Annotated in this window: 43 protein-coding genes; 12 read left to right on the top strand and 31 right to left on the bottom strand. The window is 61.0% G+C overall.

Annotation, left to right across the window (positions count from 1 at the left end; all coding sequences use genetic code 11):
- Positions 1-8: 8 nt before the first annotated feature.
- Positions 9-191, bottom strand: a complete 183-nt coding sequence (locus tag FJ979_RS02255; protein WP_140579946.1) for a hypothetical protein — start codon at positions 189-191, stop codon at positions 9-11.
- Positions 192-268: 77 nt separating this feature from the next.
- Here FJ979_RS02255 and FJ979_RS02250 point away from each other — a divergent pair, with 77 nt between their 5' ends.
- On the top strand, positions 269-1,141 hold the full coding sequence (locus tag FJ979_RS02250) for an RNA ligase family protein (protein WP_246675575.1): 873 nt from the start codon (positions 269-271) through the stop codon (positions 1,139-1,141).
- Here FJ979_RS02250 and FJ979_RS02245 read toward each other — a convergent pair.
- Genes FJ979_RS02245 through FJ979_RS02230 form a run of 5 tightly spaced genes read right to left on the bottom strand, consistent with a single transcriptional unit; the run spans position 1,108 to position 2,246 of the window.
- Positions 1,108-1,317, bottom strand: a complete 210-nt coding sequence (locus FJ979_RS02245; protein ID WP_140579945.1) for a hypothetical protein — start codon at positions 1,315-1,317, stop codon at positions 1,108-1,110. The two genes, FJ979_RS02250 and FJ979_RS02245, sit on opposite strands and share 34 nt — an antisense overlap.
- On the bottom strand, positions 1,314-1,460 hold the full coding sequence (locus FJ979_RS32420; protein WP_181176975.1) for a hypothetical protein: 147 nt from the start codon (positions 1,458-1,460) through the stop codon (positions 1,314-1,316). The genes FJ979_RS02245 and FJ979_RS32420 overlap by 4 nt, the downstream gene beginning before the upstream one ends.
- Positions 1,457-1,672 (bottom strand): hypothetical protein, encoded by a 216-nt coding sequence (locus tag FJ979_RS02240; RefSeq protein ID WP_140579944.1) that lies wholly within the window; start codon positions 1,670-1,672, stop codon positions 1,457-1,459. The genes FJ979_RS32420 and FJ979_RS02240 overlap by 4 nt, the downstream gene beginning before the upstream one ends.
- Positions 1,669-2,016 carry a hypothetical protein gene (locus FJ979_RS02235; RefSeq protein WP_140579943.1) on the bottom strand — a complete coding sequence of 116 codons (348 nt, stop codon included), beginning with the start codon at positions 2,014-2,016 and terminating at the stop codon, positions 1,669-1,671. The genes FJ979_RS02240 and FJ979_RS02235 overlap by 4 nt, the downstream gene beginning before the upstream one ends.
- Positions 2,013-2,246 carry a hypothetical protein gene (locus FJ979_RS02230; protein WP_140579942.1) on the bottom strand — a complete coding sequence of 78 codons (234 nt, stop codon included), beginning with the start codon at positions 2,244-2,246 and terminating at the stop codon, positions 2,013-2,015. Before FJ979_RS02230 ends, FJ979_RS02235 begins: the two co-directional genes overlap by 4 nt.
- A gap of 37 nt (positions 2,247-2,283) precedes the next feature.
- Between FJ979_RS02230 and FJ979_RS02225 the strand changes: the two genes are divergently transcribed.
- The gene (locus FJ979_RS02225) at positions 2,284-2,496 is read left to right on the top strand and encodes a hypothetical protein (RefSeq protein ID WP_140579941.1); all 213 of its coding nucleotides are present in this window, start codon (positions 2,284-2,286) and stop codon (positions 2,494-2,496) included.
- On the opposite strand, the gene FJ979_RS02220 is transcribed toward FJ979_RS02225, so the two are convergent.
- From FJ979_RS02220 to FJ979_RS02120, 24 genes are all read right to left on the bottom strand, one after another.
- Positions 2,474-4,045, bottom strand: coding sequence for a PEP-utilizing enzyme (locus tag FJ979_RS02220; RefSeq protein WP_140579940.1), 1,572 nt, complete (start codon positions 4,043-4,045; stop codon positions 2,474-2,476). The two genes, FJ979_RS02225 and FJ979_RS02220, sit on opposite strands and share 23 nt — an antisense overlap.
- Positions 4,042-4,368, bottom strand: a complete 327-nt coding sequence (locus FJ979_RS02215; RefSeq protein WP_210241461.1) for a hypothetical protein — start codon at positions 4,366-4,368, stop codon at positions 4,042-4,044. The genes FJ979_RS02220 and FJ979_RS02215 overlap by 4 nt, the downstream gene beginning before the upstream one ends.
- Positions 4,353-4,682: a hypothetical protein gene (locus FJ979_RS02210; RefSeq protein WP_140579939.1), complete on the bottom strand. Its 330-nt coding sequence runs from the start codon at positions 4,680-4,682 to the stop codon at positions 4,353-4,355. The genes FJ979_RS02215 and FJ979_RS02210 overlap by 16 nt, the downstream gene beginning before the upstream one ends.
- Before the next feature lie 2 nt (positions 4,683-4,684).
- A complete protein-coding gene (locus FJ979_RS32415; protein WP_181176974.1) occupies positions 4,685-4,855 on the bottom strand; it encodes a hypothetical protein in 171 nt (56 codons plus the stop codon).
- On the bottom strand, positions 4,852-5,124 hold the full coding sequence (locus FJ979_RS02205) for a hypothetical protein (protein WP_140579938.1): 273 nt from the start codon (positions 5,122-5,124) through the stop codon (positions 4,852-4,854). Before FJ979_RS02205 ends, FJ979_RS32415 begins: the two co-directional genes overlap by 4 nt.
- Before the next feature lie 136 nt (positions 5,125-5,260).
- Positions 5,261-5,497 (bottom strand): hypothetical protein, encoded by a 237-nt coding sequence (locus FJ979_RS02200; protein WP_140579937.1) that lies wholly within the window; start codon positions 5,495-5,497, stop codon positions 5,261-5,263.
- Positions 5,494-5,709 (bottom strand): hypothetical protein, encoded by a 216-nt coding sequence (locus tag FJ979_RS02195; RefSeq protein ID WP_140579936.1) that lies wholly within the window; start codon positions 5,707-5,709, stop codon positions 5,494-5,496. Before FJ979_RS02195 ends, FJ979_RS02200 begins: the two co-directional genes overlap by 4 nt.
- Positions 5,706-5,981, bottom strand: coding sequence for a hypothetical protein (locus FJ979_RS02190; protein ID WP_140579935.1), 276 nt, complete (start codon positions 5,979-5,981; stop codon positions 5,706-5,708). The genes FJ979_RS02195 and FJ979_RS02190 overlap by 4 nt, the downstream gene beginning before the upstream one ends.
- The gene (locus FJ979_RS32410) at positions 5,974-6,144 is read right to left on the bottom strand and encodes a hypothetical protein (RefSeq protein ID WP_181176973.1); all 171 of its coding nucleotides are present in this window, start codon (positions 6,142-6,144) and stop codon (positions 5,974-5,976) included. The genes FJ979_RS02190 and FJ979_RS32410 overlap by 8 nt, the downstream gene beginning before the upstream one ends.
- The gene (locus FJ979_RS02185; protein ID WP_140579934.1) at positions 6,141-6,497 is read right to left on the bottom strand and encodes a hypothetical protein; all 357 of its coding nucleotides are present in this window, start codon (positions 6,495-6,497) and stop codon (positions 6,141-6,143) included. The genes FJ979_RS32410 and FJ979_RS02185 overlap by 4 nt, the downstream gene beginning before the upstream one ends.
- The gene (locus tag FJ979_RS02180; RefSeq protein ID WP_140579933.1) at positions 6,494-7,036 is read right to left on the bottom strand and encodes a hypothetical protein; all 543 of its coding nucleotides are present in this window, start codon (positions 7,034-7,036) and stop codon (positions 6,494-6,496) included. Before FJ979_RS02180 ends, FJ979_RS02185 begins: the two co-directional genes overlap by 4 nt.
- Before the next feature lies 1 nt (position 7,037).
- Positions 7,038-7,532, bottom strand: a complete 495-nt coding sequence (locus FJ979_RS02175; RefSeq protein WP_140579932.1) for a hypothetical protein — start codon at positions 7,530-7,532, stop codon at positions 7,038-7,040.
- A gap of 502 nt (positions 7,533-8,034) precedes the next feature.
- Positions 8,035-8,349, bottom strand: a complete 315-nt coding sequence (locus tag FJ979_RS02170; protein ID WP_181176972.1) for a DUF1419 domain-containing protein — start codon at positions 8,347-8,349, stop codon at positions 8,035-8,037.
- Positions 8,333-8,545 (bottom strand): hypothetical protein, encoded by a 213-nt coding sequence (locus FJ979_RS02165; RefSeq protein ID WP_140579930.1) that lies wholly within the window; start codon positions 8,543-8,545, stop codon positions 8,333-8,335. Before FJ979_RS02165 ends, FJ979_RS02170 begins: the two co-directional genes overlap by 17 nt.
- Positions 8,542-8,955, bottom strand: coding sequence for a hypothetical protein (locus FJ979_RS02160; RefSeq protein WP_140579929.1), 414 nt, complete (start codon positions 8,953-8,955; stop codon positions 8,542-8,544). The genes FJ979_RS02165 and FJ979_RS02160 overlap by 4 nt, the downstream gene beginning before the upstream one ends.
- The gene (locus FJ979_RS02155) at positions 8,955-9,143 is read right to left on the bottom strand and encodes a hypothetical protein (protein WP_140579928.1); all 189 of its coding nucleotides are present in this window, start codon (positions 9,141-9,143) and stop codon (positions 8,955-8,957) included. The genes FJ979_RS02160 and FJ979_RS02155 overlap by 1 nt, the downstream gene beginning before the upstream one ends.
- Before the next feature lie 164 nt (positions 9,144-9,307).
- Positions 9,308-9,742, bottom strand: coding sequence for a hypothetical protein (locus tag FJ979_RS02150; RefSeq protein ID WP_140579927.1), 435 nt, complete (start codon positions 9,740-9,742; stop codon positions 9,308-9,310).
- A 228-nt stretch (positions 9,743-9,970) separates the two neighbouring features.
- Entirely contained in the window at positions 9,971-10,123 is a 153-nt protein-coding gene (locus tag FJ979_RS32405) for a hypothetical protein (protein ID WP_181176971.1), read from the bottom strand.
- A 329-nt stretch (positions 10,124-10,452) separates the two neighbouring features.
- The gene (locus FJ979_RS02145) at positions 10,453-10,662 is read right to left on the bottom strand and encodes a hypothetical protein (RefSeq protein WP_140579926.1); all 210 of its coding nucleotides are present in this window, start codon (positions 10,660-10,662) and stop codon (positions 10,453-10,455) included.
- Positions 10,659-11,090, bottom strand: a complete 432-nt coding sequence (locus tag FJ979_RS02140; protein WP_140579925.1) for a hypothetical protein — start codon at positions 11,088-11,090, stop codon at positions 10,659-10,661. The genes FJ979_RS02145 and FJ979_RS02140 overlap by 4 nt, the downstream gene beginning before the upstream one ends.
- A 120-nt stretch (positions 11,091-11,210) precedes the next feature.
- Complete coding sequence (locus tag FJ979_RS02135) at positions 11,211-11,843, bottom strand: hypothetical protein (protein WP_140579924.1); 633 nt, start codon at positions 11,841-11,843, stop codon at positions 11,211-11,213.
- A gap of 440 nt (positions 11,844-12,283) precedes the next feature.
- On the bottom strand, positions 12,284-12,520 hold the full coding sequence (locus FJ979_RS02130) for a hypothetical protein (protein ID WP_140579923.1): 237 nt from the start codon (positions 12,518-12,520) through the stop codon (positions 12,284-12,286).
- Between the two features lie 48 nt (positions 12,521-12,568).
- Positions 12,569-15,010, bottom strand: a complete 2,442-nt coding sequence (locus tag FJ979_RS02125) for a phage/plasmid primase, P4 family (protein ID WP_181176983.1) — start codon at positions 15,008-15,010, stop codon at positions 12,569-12,571.
- Positions 15,010-15,468, bottom strand: a complete 459-nt coding sequence (locus tag FJ979_RS02120) for a hypothetical protein (protein WP_140579921.1) — start codon at positions 15,466-15,468, stop codon at positions 15,010-15,012. Before FJ979_RS02120 ends, FJ979_RS02125 begins: the two co-directional genes overlap by 1 nt.
- A gap of 111 nt (positions 15,469-15,579) precedes the next feature.
- Between FJ979_RS02120 and FJ979_RS02115 the strand changes: the two genes are divergently transcribed.
- The 10 genes from FJ979_RS02115 to FJ979_RS02070 all read left to right on the top strand — a co-directional run bounded on the left by FJ979_RS02115 (position 15,580) and on the right by FJ979_RS02070 (position 24,715).
- Entirely contained in the window at positions 15,580-17,322 is a 1,743-nt protein-coding gene (locus FJ979_RS02115) for a phage terminase large subunit family protein (RefSeq protein ID WP_140579920.1), read from the top strand.
- 9 nt (positions 17,323-17,331) lie between these two features.
- Positions 17,332-18,777 (top strand): hypothetical protein, encoded by a 1,446-nt coding sequence (locus tag FJ979_RS02110; protein ID WP_140579919.1) that lies wholly within the window; start codon positions 17,332-17,334, stop codon positions 18,775-18,777.
- An 84-nt stretch (positions 18,778-18,861) separates the two neighbouring features.
- Positions 18,862-19,977 (top strand): hypothetical protein, encoded by a 1,116-nt coding sequence (locus FJ979_RS02105; RefSeq protein ID WP_140579918.1) that lies wholly within the window; start codon positions 18,862-18,864, stop codon positions 19,975-19,977.
- 32 nt (positions 19,978-20,009) lie between these two features.
- On the top strand, positions 20,010-20,426 hold the full coding sequence (locus FJ979_RS02100) for a hypothetical protein (protein ID WP_140579917.1): 417 nt from the start codon (positions 20,010-20,012) through the stop codon (positions 20,424-20,426).
- A gap of 32 nt (positions 20,427-20,458) precedes the next feature.
- Positions 20,459-21,658, top strand: coding sequence for a hypothetical protein (locus FJ979_RS02095; RefSeq protein WP_140579916.1), 1,200 nt, complete (start codon positions 20,459-20,461; stop codon positions 21,656-21,658).
- 55 nt (positions 21,659-21,713) lie between these two features.
- The gene (locus FJ979_RS02090) at positions 21,714-22,058 is read left to right on the top strand and encodes a hypothetical protein (RefSeq protein WP_140579915.1); all 345 of its coding nucleotides are present in this window, start codon (positions 21,714-21,716) and stop codon (positions 22,056-22,058) included.
- Positions 22,058-22,765, top strand: a complete 708-nt coding sequence (locus FJ979_RS02085; protein WP_140579914.1) for a hypothetical protein — start codon at positions 22,058-22,060, stop codon at positions 22,763-22,765. Before FJ979_RS02090 ends, FJ979_RS02085 begins: the two co-directional genes overlap by 1 nt.
- Before the next feature lie 3 nt (positions 22,766-22,768).
- Complete coding sequence (locus tag FJ979_RS02080) at positions 22,769-23,305, top strand: hypothetical protein (RefSeq protein WP_140579913.1); 537 nt, start codon at positions 22,769-22,771, stop codon at positions 23,303-23,305.
- Positions 23,289-24,263 carry a hypothetical protein gene (locus FJ979_RS02075; RefSeq protein WP_140579912.1) on the top strand — a complete coding sequence of 325 codons (975 nt, stop codon included), beginning with the start codon at positions 23,289-23,291 and terminating at the stop codon, positions 24,261-24,263. Before FJ979_RS02080 ends, FJ979_RS02075 begins: the two co-directional genes overlap by 17 nt.
- A 2-nt stretch (positions 24,264-24,265) precedes the next feature.
- Complete coding sequence (locus FJ979_RS02070; RefSeq protein ID WP_140579911.1) at positions 24,266-24,715, top strand: hypothetical protein; 450 nt, start codon at positions 24,266-24,268, stop codon at positions 24,713-24,715.
- Here FJ979_RS02070 and FJ979_RS02065 read toward each other — a convergent pair.
- A complete protein-coding gene (locus FJ979_RS02065) occupies positions 24,682-24,873 on the bottom strand; it encodes a hypothetical protein (protein WP_140579910.1) in 192 nt (63 codons plus the stop codon). The two genes, FJ979_RS02070 and FJ979_RS02065, sit on opposite strands and share 34 nt — an antisense overlap.
- Positions 24,874-24,945 lie beyond the last annotated feature (72 nt).

Raw genomic sequence — 24,945 nt, 5'->3', positions numbered from 1 at the left:
TGTCGGGGTTAGGAGTCGTATTCTAAAGGTTCATGGTCTGGCTCTTCGTGCCAGAACACCTGCCGCAGATCGCGCATATCGACCTTCTGCCCGCAGATTTTGCAGGTGTAGAAGTTGTCCTCTTCACGCACCGGGTCGCCACCATGCCGATGGCCTGGTTTTGGTTTGCCGAGGTCGGAGAGCTTCGTCATTATCTTTTAAATTCAAAGCGGCTAAATTGTTCCGGAACAGAATTGGACCTCGTGACTTATCGCGGGGTGGGTGGGGTATGCGTCTGAAGTTCATCAAGCCATTGGAACCAGAGTTGGTGCTCGAGCCGCCGGTCAGCGACGACTGGATCCACGAGATCAAATATGACGGGTTTCGCACCCAGCTGATCCTTGACTGGGCAGGCGCCCGGGCCTTCACCAAGAACGGGCACGACTGGTCGAAGCGCTATTGGCCGATCGTCGCCGCGGCCGAGAAGTTGCCGGCCAAGGCCTTCATCCTAGACGGCGAGATGATCGCGCCGGAGCCTGATGGGCGGCCGAACTTCCGCCAGATGCACTCACGTATGGCCTGGAATGCCGAGCTGCTCGCCTTCGTGGCCTTTGACATCCTGCACCTGAACGGTGAGGACCTTCGCAAGCGGCCAGTGATTGAGCGCAAGGCGATCCTGTGGGATCTGGTCAAGCCGGCCGAGGGCATCATTCAGTACAGCCAGCACGTCGAGGGCGGCGGCGCTGAGTTTTACGCCGCAGCCGAGAAGATGGACCTTGAGGGCATCGTCTCGAAGCGCCGGAACAGCCCTTATCGCAGCGGCCCGTCCGACATCTGGGTCAAGACGAAGTGCTGGGAGGTCGGCGAATTCGAGCTGCTCGGCCTCAAGCGGGAACCCGGCAAGCAGACGGTCGGGATCATGGCACGCGAGGGCAAATATGTCGGTCGCGCCACCATCGCGGTCACAAAGCAGATGCGCGAGCGCCTCATGGAACGAGTTCGTAGCGGGAGACCGCCAGTGGGGGTGCCAAAGGCGGCGGTCGAGCCCGAGGTCGAGTGGCTTGCGTCCAGGGTAAAGGCAAAGGTGCGAACGTTGCGAGGCGAGCCGAAGCTGCGCCACGCGACGGTTCAGGCCGTGTTGGACGACCAGCCCGGGCCGTAGCAGGTCCTGCATTCGAGCACGGTGAAATCGTGCCCGTGGTCCGCTGCATAGGCCAGCATCTTGATCTGGCCTCGGGCCGCATTGATGACCCGCAGTAGGGGCGTCATCTTCGGCTTGCTGTCGAGCTGGTCGATCTGGGTGAGTAGCTTGCAGCGCTGGCAGGGAACCCATGTCATTTCGCGGCCCTCTTCGCAGCCCGGGCCAGCTCCTTGGCGCCGCCGCCGGCTGAGTAGTCCTTCTTCCCGCGCTTGAGCAGGTTCTTGCCGATGTTCTTGTCGGTCACCGGCTTGCAGCGCTGGTATTGGTGACGGATGCTCATGGTTTGTACTCCGGGTGATAGAGGTAGAGGATGCCGGTGGTCTCGAAGCCTCGGGCGGAGACACGGTTCCAGTTGGAAAGCAGGCGCAGGAAGCCGAGCTCGCCGGGGGTGCCGATCTGGCGCCAGACATCGGCATCCTCGATCTGGCAGGCTTCGGTGTGGGCGAGCCGAGAGGCCTTGAAGGTCCAGCGGGTGTAGTGATGGACGGTCATGACCTGTCCCTCCCGACGCAAAGGCCATGATCGAGGCATGGCCAACCGTAATTGGTCATAATGCCCTGCACACCGATCATCCCGCCTTTGGGGCCGGTGAACTCGACGCAATAGTAGCGCTCCGATGGGCGGAGATTGCCGTCCATCGTGTAGACCTCGCAGTCCCAGGATGAGATTTCGAAGCCGCTCTCCACCAGCTCGCGCAGGGCGTAGCGATAGAGCCTGGTCACGAGGCCGGGGCTGATCTGCTCGTCGGTGTCGTGCAGGCTGTAAGGCAGCTTTTGACCAACCATGTCGAAACGAGCTTCGCCGCGGACCATGACATTGGTGCGGAGTTCGGTCACAGCCTCATCTCCCTCACCAGCTCCTGGTTCTTGCGGTGGCACCAGACGGCGAACTTCTTACCGGAGTCGACCGCCGCCCTGGGCCAGTCGTTGGCGCGAGCGGCGACCAACTGCTCGATGTCGGCGTCGGGCGTGCCGACATGCTGCCGGCCGATCAGCCAGCGGATCTGTTGGAGCGGGATCTTGGGGTGGATTTTGTGCCGCTTGCCGTCGAGAGTGAAGGATTTCACCTTGTTCTCCATCCGTTCAGGGTGTAGGAATAAATTCATGGCACGGCGCATCGATCCACCCACAATCGAAGAGTTCGCATTCCACGTTGAGCTGTGGAGCGGCGACGATCTGCGGGTGGATGAGACGTTGGCGGTGGCGAAGAATATTCGCGTGGCGCGGGCGGCCTACGAGGAGGCCGTGCGCGGGCAGGAGGGCCGCGTCGTGAAGCTACGACACGGCGCTAGGGTCATTCTGCCTGGCGACGGCTGAACTCCCAGATCGACTTCATGTCGCCCTCGTGGAGAGTGACCTTGCCTTCGGAGGCGTCGATCGTGACTGAAGCGTCGGCGGGGTAGATCTTGAGAGCGTCGGGAACGCGGACGATGATCGCGTCCTTTTCCCGGGCAACGGTGATCAGGTGTGCCATTTCACCACCACGCTCCACGATCACGCCCTTGGCCTGGAGAGCGAGGTCCAGATATTTGGCCGATGCGCTCTTCAGCACGACGATCGCATCGTCCGGTAGGGAGTCGCCCACCTTCGGATGGACCACCGTGCCCCAGGCCGAGCCCTTGCCGCTGAGCACCGCACATTCGAAGCCCATCTTCTCCTGCTGGACCTCGCCGCGGAGCTTGAAGACAGCGTCGTTGAACATGCGGTCCCGCATCATGGCATCCGGCTCGAGGCCGGCGCCAATCAGGAAGTCGGTGTGGTATGGATCATCACCCATCATCTTGACGCCTTGGGGCGACACGATCTGCCAGGGCGGGGCCAGGTGGGCGCCGTCCGTGCGCCATAGGCACCAGTTCTCGAACGGCGCTCTCGGAAAGCGGATCGTCTTTCCATTAAACTCCATTTCGATCCAGCTGAGTCCGGCCTGCTCGATGATCGCCTCCCGCCAGTCGGGAATGCTTCGATCAAGCGTCTTCTGGAGCTTCATGACGTTATCGAGTGCATCGAGCCGCTGCTGGAAGGGACTGTCCCTGTTCAGCATGATGCTCTGGTAGTGCTCGTATTCCTCCAGCTCCATGCCGCGCTGCTTGGCGTCGATCACTTTGTTGCGGAACCGGCCGATCGTGTTGAAGTCGGTCTGGCTGTTCTCGTTGATCGTCATGTGGGTCTGGGCGTCGGGCGCCGGGTCGGTGACCTTCTCGCATTCGTACCGCACCTTGAAATATTCACGCGGATACAGGTCGCAGTAGCCGCGCCGCTCCAGATTGCGGTCGGCGTTGATGAAGGCATCCAGCGCCTTCTGCGGGTCGTGGTGTGCCGACATGAGAGTCATCGGGAACCCTCTGATCTCCTTAAAGAGGATCGACACCGTGCCGTCCTTTGCGGTCGCGATGTCCGGGTCATTCGATTTGAACCGCAGGCTCTTCACCACGTCGCGGTCGGGGTCGTCGGCGTAATACAGGTTGCGCCCGGACATTTCCTGGCCGATCGGCTGCATCAGACTGGATGTCTTCACGCTGTCGCTGTCGGGGGTGATCCGAGCGGCGTGCTTCATGTCGTCAGGTCCCCACGACGTGACAATGGCGTAGGGGCGCAGATGCCGGCCGGCCGACGTGACCCAGACACCGGCGAAGTGGTATTCGAGCTTGGCCTTCCACTCAGTGTCGTTGTCCTCGATCAGGTCAAGATCGTTGATGCCTTCGAGCTTGCTGTCACCTCGCAGGATTGAGAGCACCTGGTCCGCGCTGATCCCGTGCAGGCCCTCATAGAGGATGCGGTAGCCGTGATCGAAGCGGCCCTCGATCACGCGGGTTCGGGAGATTTCCGTTATGTGGTCGCCGTGGACCTGGAAGCACAAGGCGTTCATGCTGCCTCCCTGATGATCGCCGTCTCGCTCATCTTGAAATACATGACGGCGAGCTGGCGGTAGTGTTGGTTGGTGATGTCGGCGATCCGCTCCATTTCTTCGGCGGTCGCGATGAGCTGCACCGGGATCACGCGGTCCTGGTAGAGCGTGTCGGTGGCGGGATCGACCCACTGGCCCTTGCCCGGGGACAGGATCGTGAGGCCGCCGGTGATCGCCCTGATGCGCTTGTCCCACTCACGGTGGTGGCGGGTGCGGACGGGCTTGCCGTTGTTGTAGTTGCACGGCACGAGGATCTGCCAGAGGCATTTCAGAGCATCGGCCATTGGAACTCCTCGTTCAGTTCGCGCCCGTCAGGGCTGTTCTCGCTGATGATGGCCTCGAACTCCGGCGCGCTGTGTTCCTTGAGGAAGTTCAGTGCCTGTTGGTGGAGCAGCGAGCCGGTCATCGCCTTGGTGTAAACGTGGGTCCAGGCCTTCAGGTCGCAGAGGAAGCCGGTGAATATCTGGGCTTGGTCACAGGCCTGCAGCTGGAAGGGGCGGTCGCCGTTCTCATTGAGCTGGGAGCCGCTCGCTTCGAAGATGTCCCAGCCCTCTGCTTGGGCATCGGTCTGCTGACCGGGGTTCCATTCGGTGGTCACGACTACTCCTGATATTTGAGAAACGTGCTGCGCTGCCCGGTCAGCGGGCAGTCGAATTGCCGCCAGAGTTCCTGGCTCCCGTCGTAGGGCTTGCCTTTCCAGAAGGAGCAGTTGTCGACCGTTTGACAGCCGGTGAGCAGCGTCAGGGTGAGGAGCAGGGCGGTCAGCCTCATAGCCGGATGCTCCTGATCTCGGCGTCCGGGTCACGGCGCGGGGCCTCGCGGGTGTAGGTGTAGATGCCGTGGTCGTAGGCAAGCATCACCGCGAGGGCGAGATCCTGGGGCGTGTTGTTGTGGCGCTGGTAGGGGAACTCTCCCGACACCATGCGTGAGAAGTCGTTGAAGCGCACGACGCCGGCGTTGGCATCGAAGACGGCGCGGATGACCTGGCCGTCCTTGGTGTAGAGGCGGCCGGTGTTGAAGGTGAGGTCGTTGACGTTCACGATGGTCTCCAATGATGGCGTAGGTGCCAACCATCCACGCCCCGATCCAGGTGCCAGATCGAGCCAACATGCGTTGCCGTTAAGTGGATGGTTGGTGGACCCGCAGGAGGAGAGCGATGCACCTGAAACTTGTGGGTCAGGGGAGCCGGTCGGCTATCCTGTTGAGGTGGTTCGCGAGATCACGAACCACGTTGCGGTCCACCGGCAGAACCACTCGGCCGCGGCCAATCGTGCCCTTGCTCGTCCAGTTCTCCAGGACGAGACAGGAGTTGGTGATCTCGAGCACGTTGAGCGCCGCGGCCTGAAAGAAGCCATTCCTGCCGTGGGCATAGATTGGCTCCAGGAGCTGGGGGAAGTCGATCTTGCGGTTCATGACGTCTCCAGTTTCGAGACCGTGATCTGGAACTCCTGACTGACCCCATCATCGTGACCATGGATGTCGTCGATGTATCCGTGGATCACGATAGGGATACGCAGCTTCTCGGGGCACTCGCCGAGACGCGGGCGGTTCGAGAAATGACGGGCGAGCCGGTGGCGGCCGGCCTTGACGTCGAGGATGGCGAAGTTAGAGGTGATGGTGGTCATGCTGCGTTCCTTGTGACGTCGAGCATGTAGTCGAGGTGCTCGGGCGGAAGCAGCTCGGCGTTGAGCTGCTTGAAGCGGTTGCCGTCGACTTCCTGCGACCGAAAGATCAGGAACCGGGCGAACTGGCTTGGCCGGCAGATGATCGTCTGCTCGGTGCGGACAGCGTTGTAGGCCTGGGTGCAGGTCAGGCCGAAGGCCTTCTGCGCTGCCCTGGCGTTGGCGGCGTGGTTCTTGTCGACGTCGCTGAGGGTGAAGCGAACTCGGTCATTCACTGGGTGTCTCCTTGACATAGACGGACGGCGCAGGCACCGCGAACGGGCCTGGGCCGATGACGATGGCGACCCCACCGAAGCCGATCTTGGTGAACCGGTGGCGCGGGTCGTCGTGGTGGAGGGGAGGGCCGACGTCGTGGACGGAGTTCCGCCAGTTCTTCATGACGGGATCACCAGGCCGAGGTCGAGGGCGATGTCCTCGAAAGCAGCCTTCATTTCGGCCGGGTACTCGTTGTTGTCATGGGCCTGCTGAAGGAGCTGGAACTCGTCCGACGTCATGTCCATCAGCAGATCGCGCTGGTGAAAGTTGACCAGTGTGAAGCAGCCGCTGCTGGTGTCGAATGCATCCATGTCGACGGTGTAGTCCTCGTCGGCGATGAGGTGGCCGATCGCACACTTCCGGCCGTTGGGTCGGTCGCGGTACAGGCACATGGTGTGCTCCTCGTCGTATGACCGCTCCCAGCCCTGGGCGGCCAGGCCGCGGTAGATGGTGTCGAATTGGGTCTGGGTGATCATGCGTAGAACTCCGTTTGGTAACGCGGCCGGATGCAGATTGGGTCGATGACGATGGGAGTGGCGCCGTTCCAGAGGACGTTGCCAGCGTGAATGTCCGAGATGAACCGATGGTCGATCAGCTGTTCCATCGCCTTGCGGAAGCGGCCGACCGGCTTGGTGCCGCTGATGGAGCCGGTGATGGCCTTGTGTGTGGTGCTGATCTGCTCGGCCGTTTTCTTGGCGCCCCGCACCTTCCGGTAGCGCTTCATGATGCACCAGAAGAGCTGTTTGACGGGGTCGATCACGAGCCCGTAGACCTTGGGGAAGAACTTGGAATGGATCTCGCCCTCAAGCAGTTGCTGGGCGAAGTGCGGGAAGCCATCGGTGAGACCGCAGCGCTTGCTGTAGAGCTTGCCGACCTTGATGACGACTTCGGGGGCGTCGGGATGGACGAACGCCTTGGAGAAGGCTCCGCGGCCGATCTGACGGTATCCCTTTTGGCGCAGTGCGGCTTCGCTGAAGCAGGCGTTGCGGCGGGCGTGATTGATCTGGGCTCTCATGTTAGCACCATGGGTCCGTGCAGACGATTTCGTTGGTGGAGGGCCGGACCATGAAGTTGTTCTCATGGTAGTCGGCGAGATGGTCCGTGAACTTGCGGCGGACGCGCTCCGTACGGCGCAGGAAGCATGCCAGCGAGTGGGTCGGAACGTCCTCGGGATAAGGATGCCGGCTGAGGCTTTCCTCGTAGTAGCGATCGGGTGAGAGAGGCGCGAGGCGCTCGATCTCGGCGTAGAAGAAGTTCTCGTAGAGCTCGATCGCGTGGATACGGGGCGCGTGGGGCGAGCGGGTCTTGGTGCAGGACTTGGCGTAGTCCAGCCAGCCGTCGCTGAGGTCGTGGCCGACCTTCAAGACGGAGTCGGGGCAATCGGGGTGAGCCCAGATCGACGCATATTCTCCGCAGCTGATTTTGGCCCAACCGCTGAATTCGAGCTGGCTACAGACGTCGTGGTATTTGGTGTTGGGATCAGATGCCGTGGTGATGGTGGTCCTGCTCATGGTCGCTCTCCGTGGGCAAAGAAAAAGGCCCTCGCTGGTGGCGAGGGCCTTGAGGTGCTCCATTCTCGAAGGAGCGGCTCGGTCCACGCTCATGCGGTGGACGGGTCACAAGTTTAGGTCGTTGCAGACCCGCATTCAGCGAGGGGGTATTATGGCAAGCCGTTCGTCTCATGACCCGATCGAACTAAATCGATTTTGATCCCATGAGCTCTAGTTGAGTGCCAATTGAGAGATTTGGTTGAAGTCCGATGCGCCGTAGGTGCTCGGAAGGAGCGGTGGTTGATGGGGGCGCTATATTAGTCCGGCGGAGGTGGTGCGGTTACTTCTTCATGATGGCCTCCTGTGTTGGCTGATCGTCGACCACGCATTCGGGAACAACTCTCGGATCAGCTATGGTAGCGCGACCGTCACACCAGCCGCGGTTGTAGAGACGGTCAGCCCATGAGCTGTCCGGCGTTGGGAACGGCGGGCCCGGTTCGCCTGCCTTTGCGGCGGCGTAGCCTCATGCGAGCTCCAACGCGATGTGCGCCACCAGAGCGGTGGCCGGCGTGTCGCCCAGATCCGTGAACCCGCACCAGTAGTGGGCGCCGACCTTTAGATAGGTCGCGGCGATGTCGCCGGTCAGGCGCTCGCTGAGGCGGAAGCCACCGGCGCAGTAGCGAGGTGGCAGTAGGGCCTCGAAGAAGTGGTAGGCCTTCTCGTCGATCTGCCAGTAGCAGCCGAGCATGGACTCGGCGGGCTTTCCCAGGCGCTGGTAAAGATTGAGGTTCCGGTAATGCTGGTCGCTATCGCCCTGGGCGCTAGTCAGTTGCTGCATTTGGCTTGTCCCATGTGAGGTCGAAGACAGAGACGAAGTACTCAGACCCGATGCCACCATCAGCCCACTTCACGTAGACCCGATTGCGGCCGGTCTTGTCCCAGCCGGTGATGGTGGCTTTCTCGTCGCGGAATGAGGTGACCTCGTCGCCTATTTGGACGTGGCGGCCATCGGGGTGGAAAAGGTGGCGGTTCATGCGGCTTTGTCCTTCAGCCAGTGGTCGAACGTGGATTGGGCGGCCTCGTCGGTCATGCCCTCAACGCGGATGCCGGCCATGAGTGGCGCGATGCACCAATCGCAGTCTTCCTCGAGCACGAAGAACTCGAACTCCTGCATGTTGGCGAGTTGGGTCTGGGTGACCTTGAACGAGCGGCGGCGGTAGGGGTGTTGGATCGCCTTGCCGTAGTCCTGGGCCTGCTCGGGGGTGATGTGCTTGATGAAGCGAGCATACTCGTCATGGGCAAGGCAGCGGGCGTCGATCACGAAGCCGCCGTGGCCCGAACAGGAGAAGTAGAAGGCACCGGGCCTGTTGGTGCGGGCGGAATGGGTGCCGCCTGTGCCCCAGAGGGCTTCCGCGATCGAGCGGGCTTGGGAATGGGTCAGCATCATCGGTACTCCACGATGTCGAACTGCATGCCCGACAGGTTGGTGACGTAGTTCTTGCCCTGGTATCGGCCGACGACACGCCAGCCTTTGGTCAGGGAGCTGCGAGGGCCGGTGAAGTCGAGTGTGGTGCCTGGTCTGTGCGTCTTGCATCGTCTGGTCGCGACGATGCGATAGAGGGGCTGGGACATGTCACTTCACCAAGGACGGGTGAGTTGCGGTTTCGCGCTTCGAAAGGAAGCGGGTTGACTGGTTCCGTCGTCTCTTGCGACGGAAAGGGTTGGCCGCTTGCGCCATGACGTGCTTCTCCGTGGCGCTCAGGGCGCGTTGCTGTTGCTGTTGCTTTTGGTGGTTCTTAGGTGGAGGTGGCGCTGGCGCGGCGCAGGATCTCGGCCACGACTTCGGGCCGATACCACTTCGCAAGCTCTTCCTCGTCGACGTTTCCGTCCTCGACGATCATCTGGATTTCCTCGACCTCTTGGTCGGTGAAATCGGCCGTCGAGGTGTCGCGGGGATCGCGCCATGTCACCGGTGGGAGGTCGAGGTATTTGAAGTCGCGCTCTTTCACCACGCGCCAGTGGGTGGGCTCGATGCATCGCGGCTCAAGGCAGGTGGGACGGATTGAAATCCGTGGGAAATCCACCAAATTGAGCAGCACACGGGCCGGGTTTCCGTAGTGGCGCATGACAGGGCGACGACCACGCATTGGACCGTTCCAGATCAGGTGGTTGCCCTCAATGTGGGATTGCCGGAGTACTCGGTCTTTCAGAGGGGTTTTCGGTCTGGCCATGGGTGCTCACATAGTATCGCGGAATAAGGAGAACAGTGTGAGGGGCCAATTCCTAAGACCATTATTTTATATGTACTATAGTCAAATTTTCTTAGCCCCTTTGTGATTTTAGGTATCGTTCTGTACTCCTTATTATTTTCCCCGCGTTGGGGAATTGGGAGAGAAATAAAAGATCTTATAATAGGGAAAAAGCCACGCAATTAGAATAGCTTATTCCGGTTTCTTAAACTAATGTTTGATTTCGAGTGCCTCGAGCACCCTACCGGCCGGTCGGCGAAGCCTGGCCTCATCGAGATAGCGAATGGCCTCCAGCCGGTTCTTCTCGATCGCTTCGAGCCGCTGTTCGACCTTAGCCGGGGTCCAGTAAGGGTGTTGCATCATCTGATTTCTCCGCGAAACTGGTTGCAAAAGACAACTGGAAAACTCATGTGGACGCGTGACAGAAAAACTTGGTGGAGCGCTGATTTGGCCCCCGCCACCGCCTGCGCCACGTCCAGAGCCCGAACCGAGGCTGAATTCCACAACAATAAGTTGCAGACACAGCCCCAACCGCTCGGTTAGGATGTGGCGCAGGCGCTCTCTCTCGGGATGTGGTCGTCGTCCCTCCGTCCGCGTTGACCCGTCTCCCGCACCCGAAGTGCAGCCAAGCGCTCTCCCGAGCTTCCGGCGCGTCCCGCTCCCCCACACGACCGTGGAGCGGCCTAGAAATGTCACCTGATCTGGTAGCAGATGATCTCGCGCCACCCGGCTGGGATGGCGCCGTCCGCCGCGCGCCACGCGGCCACGCAGCTCGGGCCGGCCGAGATCTGCTTGCCGTCCACCTCCAGCGTGTAGAGGTGCTGCTGGCCGTCCTGTAGCTGTGGTGACATCCAGCCGACGAGCGCGGCCAGCCCGCTGGCGGCGAGTGTGATGCGGATCATGAGAGTTCTCCCTCGAAAATGACTTTGAGATCGGAGAGCTCGAACCCCTGCGATCGGGCGAGCTTCTCGGCTTCAACTTCAGCGTGAAGGGCACCGCCCTTCACCCGCGCCAGCACCTGGCCCTCTTGGCGATCCATGATCACGAAGACGGTCTCGACCCCACGCTGATCCTGCGGCGAGTACAGCCGGCGGGCATTGCGTCGGACGGGGGCCTGGTGCTGGCGCGACGGCCGAGCGGAGACACGCTCAAGCGCCTCACGCTCGGGTGCGGTGCAGGCGACCTTGGGAAGGCTGAAGCCATTCCAGACGCGATGCACCATGTCGGCAAGGGAATGAGACTGCGAAAAGCCGTCCTCGCGCACCAGCACGGTATGCGCCAGACGCTGGCCGCGACGGGGTTTTTGCGACAGGTCCGGAAGGACACGCATTCTCACTCTCCTTGCGATTTTTGGGCTGTAGCGGGTGCGCTAAATGAGCGTCCACGCGCACCCTATGCGCGGACGCAGGAGGGGGTGGGCCGCCCGTGGGGGCGGCCCGGGGAGGGCGGCTTAGGCCGCCTTCCTCTCTTCCGTGGGCTGCATCGCCCGCTGGATGTGCTCGTTCAGCCATCCGGCGAATTCGATCGCCTGTTCCAGCGTCAACTCGCTGGCGGCATGTCGCAGACCGATCAGCGGGTCGACCGGGTTGAGTTCGGCCTCACGTTTGGCCTTCGCCTCCGCTTCGGCCTGTTCCTCCGCCTCCGCTTTGGCCTTCGCCTCCGCTTCAGGGTCCGGTTCGGCCTCCGCCTTGGGCGGCATGGTCTCGACAGAGGCGTATTTGCATACGTCCTCGTAATCCTTCATGTTCGTGACCTTGAGCGCGGTCTTGTGCGCCTCCAGCGCCTTGACTGCGAAGTCAATCGCCTCATCCAGCGCCAGCTCCACAACCGCCTTGCGGTGCGCCGCCGGGAAGCCTTCCGAAAAGGCCTTTTCGGCAATCCGCCATGCATTGCGGAACGTGCTGGTTTCCTTCGCGCCCTTGTCGACGCCGAACACCTTGTCGGCGAGGCGCTTTTTCGCACCCTTGCCGCTATCGCGGCACATCGCCAGCCAGCAAACGCCCACGTAGTAAGCGCCATTTGTCTTGTTCTCGAGATCGCGGATGCGTCCAGCGACGCCCGCCAGCGTGTAACCCGTAGCCATTTTCACTCTCCGTTTTGCTCAATTGAGCAGGTTGTGGATCAGGCGCACCTTCCCCGTCCTCGCCCCCTTCGGGGCTTGGCGCTGCTCGATTGAGCAACTTCCGGTTCAGACATGGCTCCGCCCTTGCCTCCCGAGGGAGACCTCGCGGGGGAGCCCCGCCACCAGCAACAACTCATTGCCGATAACTAAGAATAACCCACCAGTTCGCAGGAACAAGAGAAGGAGTACACCATTTTCCTAGGCTTTTCCTGCCTCGACGCCGGGAATGGACCCACACATACTCTACAAAAATTTTTGGAAAACCAAGTAATAGCACTCTAATACTTAGCAAGAACGAAAAAGGGCGCCCCGAAGAGCGCCCTTTCTTCCGCGTCTCTTGACCAAATCCCTAATCCCAAACCGGGAGATGGTCAAACGCGATACTATAGGAAGAGTGATTTTTAGTGTTTTGCGTCCGGATCTCCGGCGATCCTGGGGATCCGAGCCATCATGTCAGCGCAGGAGGTCCGCACCACCCCCAGCGCCTCCTCCACCGACATCTTGTCGAGCAGGAACAGAGCGACCGCCTGCTCCAGGCAACTGACGATCTCCGGCACTGAGCAACCAGCCTGGAACGCGATGTCCAGGTGGTCGGACACGGCGTCGAGCAGCAGGTCGAGGTCTTCATTCTGGCTCATAACTGATCCACTTCTCGTATTCCCACCACTCATCAGCATCGACGGTGATTACTTCATCGTCCCCGCAAAGGTGACGTAGTTGTAGACGATGTCGGTGCCCCCATTCCGGATCTCTCTCAGCTGCTCGAACCTGAAGGCGGGCGCCAGCTCCTCCATCAATCCGTGAAATCTCTGACGTGGCACACGCTGGACACCCCCCGCCTGAGCGCAGAAAACCCAGTATTCGTCGAAAAGGAGATCCCCCATAGTGCGGGTCTTGGAAGAATTCATGCCCTCGTGCTCGCGCTTCCCCACTCTGAGACGAGGGCTCTGTGACAAAAAATATCGCACCGAATTGTTCTGGTTAGCCATGTCGTCGATCACCACCCTATGGCTTGAGGGGATGGTGTAGTCCTTGTTCTGCTTCAGTCGCGAGAGCCCCTGGAGCGCCCAGGCGACGATCTGCTCGCGCTCGGCCGCCAGGATGATCTGGTCGATGTCGATGATCTTCTTCTCGTCCGGGATACGCCGCGGAAACTTGATGAAGAGCCAGCGACGGTTGAAGCCGTCCGACGTGTCCTTGGTCTTGGGCGTGTGGTTCGAGGCGAACCACTGGGCGGCCCGCGCGTTGAAGCCGAACGGCGACTGGTTCTTGTGCTGAGCCGTGATGTTTTCGCCGCACACGATCTGCTTGAAGATTTCGCCGTCGATGTCACGCTTCTCGGAGATCTCACCGGCGAAGTTGACCAGCTTGTCGGCCATCTGGGCCGGCAGGAACTTGTCATGCCAATCGGTCGGCGGGATAGCGGAGAAGCTGCCCTGCGGGATCAGGCCCCGGAGGATCTCCAGGATACGTGACTTGCCGCTGTGTGCTTGGCCGATCAGACAGAACGCTCGCTGATATTGCGGTGCAATACCCATGAGCGTTACCGCAAGTGCCTCCTGCAGCGCCATCACCTTGTCGCCGTAGTCAGGATCTTCTCCCCAGCAATCGTCCAGCATCTGAAGAAAAAGCGGGCAGCGGCTGTCCTGCTGGTACCGATAGGGCAGCACGTAGGTGCAGCCGAACTCTGGTGAGTGCTTGCGCAGATCCAGCTCCTCGGTCAGGAAGCCGTTGGCGAAGTTCACGCCGGTCAGCTGGACCGACTTGAGCTCGGCCGTCAGCTTGCTGCCCATCAGCTTCACGATCTGCGCCAGGTCGGAGTACCGCTTGCAGACCGGCAGCTTGCCGTATTCCTGGGACAGGTGTTTGATGAACTCGTTCTGGTCGACCGTCTCCCAGGACGCGCCCTTCCACTGCCAGAACTGGCCCTGGTGGAACTTCAGCTTGCCGAACTCCTCCATGTCCTTGATCGCCGCCAGGGCGACCTCGGTGTGGTCGGTGCCGGAGATCTCGCCCATGCGCAGCTTCTTGAGCTCGCCGCGCAGTGTGGTGAGCGAGAAGGCACCTCTCGACGCCGAGACGATGAACTTCAGAATGCGCTCTTCATCGAGCGAGCTGATGTCGGGATTGCGCGCCATGCGATCGAGCACGACTTCCACGGCGCGCGTCCAGCCGGCTGTGTCCGGCGTGACATGACGCTCGAACTCGGAGACCAGGTGGGCCGTGATCCTTTCAGCGTCCCAGCGCTCATTCTCGTCGGTGATAGAGAGGCCGAGCTTGGTCTTATCATCCTCGGTCAGGCCGTCGTCCCAGCCGAGGGGGAGGGCCTTGCGCTTCTCGCCGGTGACGTCGCGCATGAGGAAGTCGACGACCTTGGTCTGCGCCTTGCCGATGTCGACCTCATCGCCGGCCACCTTCTCGGTGTAGCCCTCGACCCAGGCCTTCATCTCGCCCATGGCTTCAACCAGTGTGCGTTCACCCCTCGTAACTGCTCGAGCGAGCAGGCCGGCATTGTAGACCAGAGCGTTGTCACGCGCACCAGCCGGCACGAAAGAAGTGATTTTGGTGTTACCCGAGCTCGAAAGCTCGAAGCCCTCGACCTTCAGAGCCTCGCGCAGCATGCCCTCGACACCCTTCGGGAGGGCCGGGAGGGCACCGATGACCTCGGTCAGCTCGCAGTTGGCCGCGTAGGCCTTGCCCGTGTCCGGGTGGATTGACGGCGGGAGCACGATCTGGGTGCCTTTGGACAGGCATTCCAGCAGCATTTCACCTTTCGAGTCCTTGATGCGGAAAGTGCGCTCGCCCTCGAACCGGTAAGCGTAGACGGCACCCTTGCGACCGACACGGCGCCAGGGCGACTTCGGGAGGAGCTGTTCGATGATGCGCTGGACGCGCGGATCATCGCTGTCGACGTCGATCGCGACGATGCCAGAGGCGGCGCCCATCGGCATGCCGATGTTGCCGTTGCCCTTTTGCTGCAACCAGATGTGCTGCTCGCGTTCGGTGGGCATGCGATCGGCGAAAACCTGCCACGCATCGATCCACGGGTTCTTGAAACCGATCCGCAGCGGGATCGCGGGCTTGCCGAGAGCCCAGTATTTCGGCGCTTCGGAGGCAAAAATACCCATCATTCGGCCCCTTTCACGCGCTCTTTCAGCGCCTGGATCTGATCCGGCGTGCAGATTTCGTCGAGAAAACCGACGATCTTGGCCTGGAAATCGGCCATTTCCTTCATGGTCCAGACCTTCTCGCGGGCCGCGACCAGCTTCTCGATGAGGCCGGCGCGGGCCTTGGCCACCTGCAGCTTCTCGGAATGGTCGGCGTTCCCGAGGCTGGCGACGAGCGTCTTGAGATCGGCCAGGACGGTGGTGATCTCCTGCTCGACGTAATCAAGCCGGTCTGCTTCGCCGTCGAAGGTGACAGCTTCGGCCGCACCACCGCGGCCATTGAGCTCCTTCAGGAAGTCACGAATTTCGGTCGAATAGGGCGACTGATCCAGATAGTCGGGCTTTTCGCGCAACTGGTTCAGCGCCACCCTGAACTGGAGGACAGTCGCCTCCGGCAGGGTCGGGTAGAAGTTGGACATGAGGTACTCCGGTTTGGGGTATCTCATGTGGGGTCGATTTTTTGAACATCGACCGCACTACTCTAGGACAAGAATGAAGATTTCCGCAAACAACAGCCCGATATAAGGCGCATGAGCCTTTACGCGGATTTTCTAACCCGCCTTCAACAAAAATTCCCCGAAGACGGGGCAGAAATGTCCATGTCGGAGTTCATCTGCGCGAACACGAGCCTCCGAAAGAAGCCATTTTCGTTCAAGGGATACGAGTTCCAGCGCCAGATCGTGGACGATATGCACCTCAATCTGTCGGTGATCAAGTGCTCGCAGGTGGGCCTGACAGAGGTCCAGATCCGCAAATTTCTGTCGTTTCTCAAGCGAACGAACGGCATCAACGGCATCTTCAGCCTGCCGAACGACGAAATGTACAAGCGCGTGTCAAAAACACGCATCAAGCCTCTGGTCGACGACGAGCTGGTCTTTAATCAGCAAGACTCTTCGAAGAAACCAGCGCGCTCGATGGACCTGTACCAGATCGATGACAGCTTCGGCTTCATCACGGGCGGCAAGGAAGGTGACGCGACCTCCATCAACGCCGACATCATGTTCAACGACGAGGTCGACCTGACAGACCAGGAGATCCTGGCGCTCTACGGCTCGCGCCTACAGGGCTCCGACATCAAGATGCGTCAGGGTTTCTCGACCCCAACGTTCGAGGGCTACGGCATCGACTCCTCCTACAAGGCGTCCGACCAGCATGAGTTCCTCTGCCGGTGCGGCTGCGGCCACTGGAACCTGCCGGTCTTCAGCCCACGTTTCGTCCACATCCCCGGCCTGTCGTCGGATCTCAACGATCTCTCCGAAATCGACAATGACATGGCGGCCAAGTTCGATTTCTCGAACGCCTTCATGATGTGCGAGCACTGCGGCCGGCGCCTGGAACTGGGCGACCCCGATAAGCGTGAGTGGGTGCCCCGCCACCCCGGCCGGCTCGGCCGCGGATACTGGGTCCGACCCTTCGCTACGCCCCGTCTGTCCGTCCAATACATCGTCGAGCAGCTGCTCGACTACAAGCGGAAGAACTCGATCCGGCGTTGGTACAACACCGTGCTCGGGGAACCCTACAACGACGCGAATGCCCGCCTCTCCATCCCGGAGATCGAGGCCGTCATGAAAGGCGAAGGAGCCATAGATGTACCCTTGGGATCTCCAGTGGCTGTGGGTGTGGACGTTGGTCAGACCTGTCATGTTGTCGTGGCTCATCTGGGACTATCGGTACCGGTTGTTTTTAAATGGCTGCAGGTTCCCTCAGACGACCTGAAGGAGACACTGGCCGACATCCGTCAGCAATATCGCGTCGTCGCCGGGGGCATGGACCTTAACCCCTACGCACCGCTCGCCCGCGAGATCAGGGATGAGTCCAAGGGCATCATCATACCCATCGAATACTCGACGAGCCTCAAGGCCGCCCCGGTGACCTTGATCAAGGACGAGATGGACAACATCACCCACGTCTCGTCCAACCGCACCGGGATCATCGACAAGACGGTCGGTATGATCCGCGGCCAGAAGATCGTCTTCGCCGGCTACGGCAACAAGAAGCTGATCATCCAGACACACCTTCAGGACATGGTGCGCGTCGAGTTGCCGGAACAACCGGCCAAATGGGTCAAGCTCACCGGCGATGACCACTTCTTCCACGCGCTTGGCTATCTTCTGCATTCGCTGCGGGTCCATGACTACATCGCCAGCCAGGACGAGCAGGAAGAGCGCCAAATGTCGATGATCCTGGGCCTCGTTCAAGCGGTGCAGCAGAGTGATGCAGGACTGAATTACAGAAGTCGCCTCAAGACCCCATCTGTCCTTGGACTTTCATAAGGACATACTGTGGCGGCTTTCGATTTTCTCAGCGCAATCATCCCTGCGAAGAAGAAAGCCAAGGTTGGCGGCACCGCCTCCACGCCTACCTACAATCCACAGCAGGTGGATCGCGTCCTCACGGTTCCGCAATACCGGGACCACCTCACGGATCTTTTCACAACGCGGCAATCGGACGACAGCCGAACCCTTCTCCAATCCCTGTTCAAGTTCGATCCCGACGTCTCGGCGGCGCTCAACGCATACCTGACGATGGCGAACACCGACTGGATCGTGCTTGCGCGCGACCTGGAGCAGAACATCGACCGGGACGCCACCAAGAGCCTGATGCTGGCCATCGAGAAGATCGGCCGACCGACCGATTACACGCTGGGCTTCCAGCTGAAGAAATCCATGCGCTCGATCGCCGAGGAGCTGCGCTACATGTGCCTGCTCCGCGGTGGCATCGCCGCCGAGCTGATCGTCGATAAGCAGCTGCTTCCCGATCGCATCCGCAACGTCGACCTGTCGACGGTCCAGTGGTACGAAAAGAAGCCTGGCGAGTACAAGCCGATCCAGAAGATCTCGGGTTCCAACGACGAGATCAATCTCGACATCCCAACCTTCTTCGTGTCGCACTACCGCAAGGATCCGACCTCGATCTATGGGCATTCGACCTTCGTGTCGTCCATCAACACGATCGCCGCCCGCCAGCAGGTAATCAACGACCTTTACCGCATCATGCGCCTGACGGGCTTCCCGCGCATGCAGGTCGAGGTGGTCGAGGAGGTTCTGACCAAGAACGCGCCCGAAAACATCAAGTCCGATGACGTCAAGCTCCGGGAGTGGAAGGCGAACCGCCTGGGCGAGATCCGAGCCGTGATCGAAGGTCTGCGCTCCGACCAACCGCTGATCCACTTCGACAGCGTGCAGCCATCCATCATGAATGACGCCAAGCCTGGCGCCGGTGTTGACATCACGGCTGTGATCGAGACGCTCAATGCCCAGAACCAGGCTGCGCTGAAGACCATGGCGACCGTGATCGGCCGCGGCGCCTCCGGCGTCAACACAGGTTCGGTCGAAGCGCGCATCGCCGCCATGAACGCCGACGAGCTCAACGAACCCGTCGCCGAGCTCCTGCAGAATGCCTTCTCCTTCATCCTGCACCAGCAGGGTTTCCAGGGCTTCGTCGAAGTCCTGTTCCGCAAGGCCGAGCTGCGCCCAGATACCGAACTCGAGCCGCAGTTGACCCTCAAGGCCAGCCGGCTCCGTCAGGACCTGTCGGACGGCCTCATCACCGACGATGAATATCACCTGTGGATGTATGGCCGGCTCCGCCCCGACAGCGCGCCGGAGATGGCTGGCACCGGCTTCATGACACCCGTCAAGACCAAGGCCGAAGAGGTCAGCCCGAACTCCGACCCGCTCGGCCGGTCGCTCTCACCCGAGGGCAGCAAAGCGGCGCGAAGCAACTAGTCAATGTGCAGCAATGTGCTGCACTCGAAGTTTGCGACCTGACTAACAAATCACGACATGCCACCCAGCAACGCAGGGTATGTCGTGAAACAAATTGCGAAAACACCGGAGATCATCGCGCGCCTCAAAGAGGCCGGCGCGGAGGTTGATGAAGTCGCGATTTTTGAGGCGATTGCTCTGAATAACCGCCCTTTGCGCAAGCGCAGCCCGATCTACAACGGCGCAGTCGCGCAGCGATCAATTCTCCTGGAAATGGCCCTGGCGCTCGAGACCGAGAGCCGGCCTGTCCAGATCATGCACGAAGGGTCAGACCTTCCGATTGGCCGCGTCTTCCGCGGCCAGGTATTCGACGGCCAGGACACCGAGCTGCGCGTCCTTTTGTGGATCGACAAAACCCATCAGGATAAAATCAAACAAGTCGACAACGGCACCGTGGACCAGGTCTCAGTCGGCATCCTGCCCAAGCAGATGATCTGCTCGGCAGACGGCTTCGATTTCTTCGGCCCCGATGCCAGCTTCGAAAACATCTTCACCGGCACCACGCCTGACGGGCACACGGTCGGTGAGAACGGCGTCTACTGCAAGATGGTTGGGCTCGAAGCGTTCTTCGAGATCTCGCTCGTCGGACAAGGCGGCGCCCAAAACGCGCGCATCGTGAACAGCGATCAAAGCCGGTTCTCGCCTCACATGAAGGCGCTGGCCGCGAAGACCTCTCTCGATCGTCTCGCACTCACCGCAACTGCAACCATCAGGGAAAAGCCCATCATGGACGTCAAGGAACTCCTCGCCGAACTGCGCTCCACCGAGAAGGAGAGCATGAAGGTAGCCATCGAAAACGAACAGCTGAAGGCCACGAACACGGCACTCACCTCGGAGCGCGACACGCTCAAGGCTGCTCTCGACACCGCCAAGCAGGGAGCGCCTGCGATCCAGACGGAGCTCGACGAGCTGAAGACCAAGCACACGGCCACCGAGGCAAGCCTGACGGCGGCCGACGCGGCTCTCCGCGAGATCTGCAAAAAGGTCCTGACGGCGGCTGGCCAGGTCGACGCCGAGGTCCCGGCGAAGATCGAAGACGTCGTCGCCAAGATCAACGAGACCAAGATCAATCTGACCGCCGGTGGTCGCGCCAAGGGCGCCGAGGGTGACCTCGGAGCCTCGGGATCCCCTGTGGTCACGTCGTTCCGCACCCGCCGCTAATCGCAACCGCAAGCCAACAGGAAAACGAACCAATGGCCACTTATTCTCATCAGAACGTCACGCTGCGCGGGTTTCACTGGGAAGTCTCGTCGCTCACCTTCAACCTCGCCACCGGCATTGTCGACGCTGACGTCGGCAAGGCTGTGTCCCTCGACGCCTCGGGCGCGAACAAGGTCAAGCTGGCCGGTGACGGCGACACCATTATCGGCCGCCTCTCGACCATCGAAAACCGCTCCGTCGAAGGCTCGCTGATCGGTGCCGTCGAGCTTCAGTTTGCCAACCTGCTTCCGATCAAGGCGGGCGAGGTCGTCGCCGTTGCCGACACCGTCGTCGGCGCCGGCAACGGCGAAGTCAAGGCGCTGAAGAACGCCGGCGCGTCCGCTCCGAACCACAGCATCAACTTCGTCGCTGAGGTCATCGGCAGCTACGCCGTGGTGGTCAAGGTCTAATCAAACCCCGAACGAAACGAGGAAACACTGCAATGCAATTCAAGCCTCTCTCTCAGGTCAAGCGTCGGGGTGTGGAAGCTCTCGCCTCGCTGAAGCACGAAGACGCCCAGGCGTCGAAGGGCGCCGGCCAGAAAATCCTGTCGGAAGCCAAGTCCTTTGGCCTCGGCATGCGCGACTACCTCAACCTCGCGATCGACGTGCGCGGTTCCGAGGAAGCCGACAAGCGCTACCGCGACGACCGCGGCTATCTCTCGGGCTACGAGGCCTCGCTGGCCTACCTGAACCTGCCGATCCAGAACGACTTCGAGCGCGGCATCGTGCTGGAAGCTGCGTCGGACACGTTCCAGACGTTCCCCGGCGTCCGCGCCATCTTCCCGGAAGTCGTCGACGACGTCGTCCGTTGGAAGTTCCGCCAGGACACGCTGGAGACGACCGCTGCTATCGTGGGTTCGAGCCGCACGATGTCCGGCGTCGAGCTGATCTCGACCGTCGTCGACGACAAGGCCGACGATTACCAGGTCGTGTCGGCTGTCGCCGAACTCGGCCGCTTCCCGGTCAAGACGATCCGTCTGTCCGAACAGAGCGTCAAGTTCTACAAGCACGGCGGCGGCTACCGCTTCTCGTACGAGTTCGATCGTCGCGCCAGCATCGAGACGCTGGTGCCCTATGTCAACCGTATGGACCGTGAGAAGGAGCTGTCGAAGGTTCGTTCGGCGACCCACATCCTGATCAATGGCGACGGCGTCAACCCGGCCGCTCCTGTCGTTAAGCAGAAGGACTTCGTGTCCACCGCTGCCGACAAGAAGCTGAACTACGAGGCGCTGCTCCGCTGGCTCGTGGCTCGCGCTCAGGCTGGCATCCCGGTCGACACCGTCATCGGCAACTGGGACACCTACATCGACTGGCTGCTGCTGTTCGCCATCCCGACGTCGAATGCGAACCGCACCGACGCAGAGAACCTGGCGGCCTCGGGCTTCCAGATCGGTGGCGTGCCGATCCTGCGTGGCACGGTCAACTTCGCCCTGTCGTCCTCGGCTCCGGCCAAGCAGCTCCTGGGCATGTCGCGCGGCGACACGCTGGAAGAGCTGAACGAGGGCGGCTCGCAGATCGAGGAGACCGAACGCGCGATCACCAACCAGTCGATCACGTTCACCAAGTCCGAGAACACCGGCTACAAGCTGGCCTTCTCCGACACCCGGTCGATCTTCGACTACGACAGCACCGACGACTAAGAACCCAGGCCCGCCGCCCTAGAGGCGGCGGGCTCTTTTCGGTGTGAGGAAAATCATGATCAAATTGCTTGCTGAAACCAAGGGCTCTTTCCAGCTCCACGACCTGGCCCACAAGGGCCAGCGCATTCATGCCCGCCGGCCCAGCGTCGTCGAGAACTCCCATTTCATCCAGGACCGTATTGGCCGCGGCCAGGTTCGGATCATTGCCGAGCTCAAGCCCGAGGCGACCGACGAAGACTTCGTCGCCTACGTGAAGGAGGCCGAAGGCGACATGCAGTTCGCGATCGACGCCTTCATGGCCGAGTTCGGCACCGAGGCGGTCGACCAGCCGGTCAAGAAGAAGCGCGGAGGTCGGAAGGCCAAGGAAGACGAAATCCCCAGCCCGGAAGACGAAGCCTGATGCGTACCTTTGAGGCCGGCGGGGATGTAACCCTTCCTGTCAACCTGACCTACAACGGCCAGCCTGCCGTCCCGGATACCGGGACGGCAGTGCTGTCGGTGACAGGTCCGGATGGGGCTGTCCTCTTCACGCAGGATCTCACCACCGGCCCGACCGACGCCGTGCTGGTCGTGACGGTTCCCGCCGAGCACAACGAGATCTCCACGTCGTTCTCCCGGCGCGTTGTGCGCGTGAGTGCCCAGCGGGGCGGCATCCCATTTGACTCCGTGACGACGTATCGGCTGGTGCCGAAAATCCTTTACTCCGTCCAGCCAAAGGACGTGCGCTCATTTTTGGGCGTGAACGAAAGCGAGCTGCCGGACGAAGACGTCGATCTCTCGGCCGCGCTCCTGAACCTTGAATTTCAGGTCACCCGCACAACCTTGGCTGCTGCCCTGACCTCCGGCGAAGAGGCCGAGGTGCGCGCGAACGAGGCGGTCCTGTACCGGGCCGTGCTGGACATCATTCCTTCGCTCTCCAACCGCGTGGCCCAGGAAGAGACGGACGGGGCGCTCAGCTTCAAGCGGAATGCCCGCAAGGACTTCTCCGAACTGAAGAAGGCCGCCGAGGGCCGTCTATCGGCCGCCCTGGCGATCATCAACCCGGTGATCGACCCGGGTTACGCCATCCTGATCACCACGACCGACGCCGATCCGATCACGGGGTGAGATATGGCCAGCCTCCACACAGCCGCTCGCCGTTTCCAGACGCTGATCTACAAGGAAAACGGTCAGCCCTTCAATGGCACCATCATGCCGGTCGACGAGGGCAAGGTCCCGACCTACGACTTCTCATCGCCACGGCTGATGCTCCGCACGATCACCGCGGGCGTCGTCAAGCCGCGCGACATCATCCTGGATGAGCAGAACCGGCGCTTCATCGTCGCCAACAACGGCTACTCGCCATACGGCGAACAATTCACCTTCAGGCTATTCCAGGTGCTGGCCGACCTGGTCTGGAAGCGACACGCGAGCCAGACGGACACTCTCACGGGCCTGAAGCGCGGCCAGGCGGCCGAGGATCTCGGCTTGATCGCATGCACGGTTGAGATGACGGGCAGGGAATATCCCGAGCCGGCGACCAACCTCTCGGAGGAAACGCGCCGGATCGTCACCGGTGCTCATATCCAGCTCGGGGACCAGGTCGACGACGCCATTGTCCGAAGACTCGATACGGCCCTCGGGGTGACTTATGCCGAGATCCGCTAAGGCCAAAATCACCGCCACCATCACCAAGCACGGCTCCGGGGTACCGGGTGGTTTAGCTTCAGCCTCGATCGGTCGGTCGGTGAACCAGTTTTCTACCTCGGATATGGGGCAGATCCCGAGCTTCATCGCCAACGAGCTGGCCAGGACGATAGAGAGGTCAAACAGGGCCAACTTCTTCAGCACCAAAGCTGAGACTTTGGCGAAGCGGATCTCTGATGGCATCGACCAGGAGCTGCGCAAGATCGGGCAGTTCATTGGCACGGAGCTGATCGGTCAACGCTCTGAGAGTGAGTATGGGGGCAAGACAACCCTTGAAATTGATGAATTCGACGAGGCCGGCATTCTGCTGGACTGGCGCAACCTGGCCAACATCACCCGGCGGAAGAAGACAGCCAACAAGGACAAGTTCTTCCTACACACTTCCGCGCTGCGTTCCGAGATCCGAGCCAAGGCAGGCCCCGGCGTGGTGGGATTGAACAAGGGCTTCAAGGCTGCGGGCGGCACCGGAACGGTCAGTTATGGGTGCGTCACGATCCGCCCCTATTACTATGAGAGCGACACCGGCAAGCGCGTCTACAAGATTGCCGACATCAGCATCAACCTGTTGGCGGGGGCGCCCGTCAACGTCGCGCACGCCGTCCTCAACCAGAAGACATTCAACCAGGATATCAGCACCTCCGGCAACATGCCGGTGCTGGCCCGCCTGATGGGCCTCAGTGAGAGCGCAATCAAGAAGCTAGAGGGCGGCGTCATCGATCGTCACCGCATCCTCAAGAGGAACAAGAGCGGCTTCAAGATCGGCTCGGTCCACAACCCAAGCACCAGCCAGAGCATGAATTTCTACAGGCCGATGCTCGAGCCGTCCTTGGCGTACTTCTTCCAGAAGAGGGTACCGGCCGCGGTTGCGAAGGCTTTGAACCGATACTCGATCGGCAAGAGCCGCAAATACGGAGATTGAGAATGGCCTACATGAATGTTTGGACGTCGGTCGCGGCCTACGTCAACCAGCAGATCCAGATGATAGCCGCCAACGACATCACGCCGCTCGAAAGCATGCAGATGTTCGACTGGGAGGCGCACGCCAACATCGAAGAAGCGCCGGCTCTCCACCTGATCGGTCCAGCCTCGTTGGCGATCGACGAGTTGTCCAATGGGATCTACAGCGCAACGTTTGTGATCGGCGTCGGTTCGTTCAAGGACGATGGATTGTTTGTCCACCGCGCGATGGTGGACTTCCTCTTCAAGTCTCTGAAGAGCGGAACGCGGCTGTCGGTCTTCGACAGCAAAACGGAGCAGCCATACAGCTGGCTCAAGATCGTTGATGGAACATCAGTCGCCCCGATGACCAAGGCCAATACAAGAGCGCTGCAGTTCATTCAGGCCGAGGCGCTGGTCGATCCGATGGCATAGTGAGCCTGGAGGATGGCCCGATTGGTCTCGTCTTCCTGAGCGAGAGCCGTCTCAACAAGCGTGACGATCTCAGCAGACAAGGAACGCCGAAGAAAGGTAGCACGGCGCTCCAGGATCTCCTTCAACTCGTCGTCGACATTCACGGTAATGCGCTTCATTTTACACCATTATGCTGCACAGGTTGATTGCTCATGTAGGTGCGGGTGCCCACCTAACAAGCGCGATTGAAA

It is taken from the genome of Mesorhizobium sp. B1-1-6 (assembly GCF_006443035.1).
Classification (GTDB): Bacteria; Pseudomonadota; Alphaproteobacteria; order Rhizobiales; family Rhizobiaceae; genus Mesorhizobium.
The sequence above is the reverse complement of the archived record's forward strand: the minus strand, read 5'-3'. Positions and strand labels throughout refer to the sequence as shown.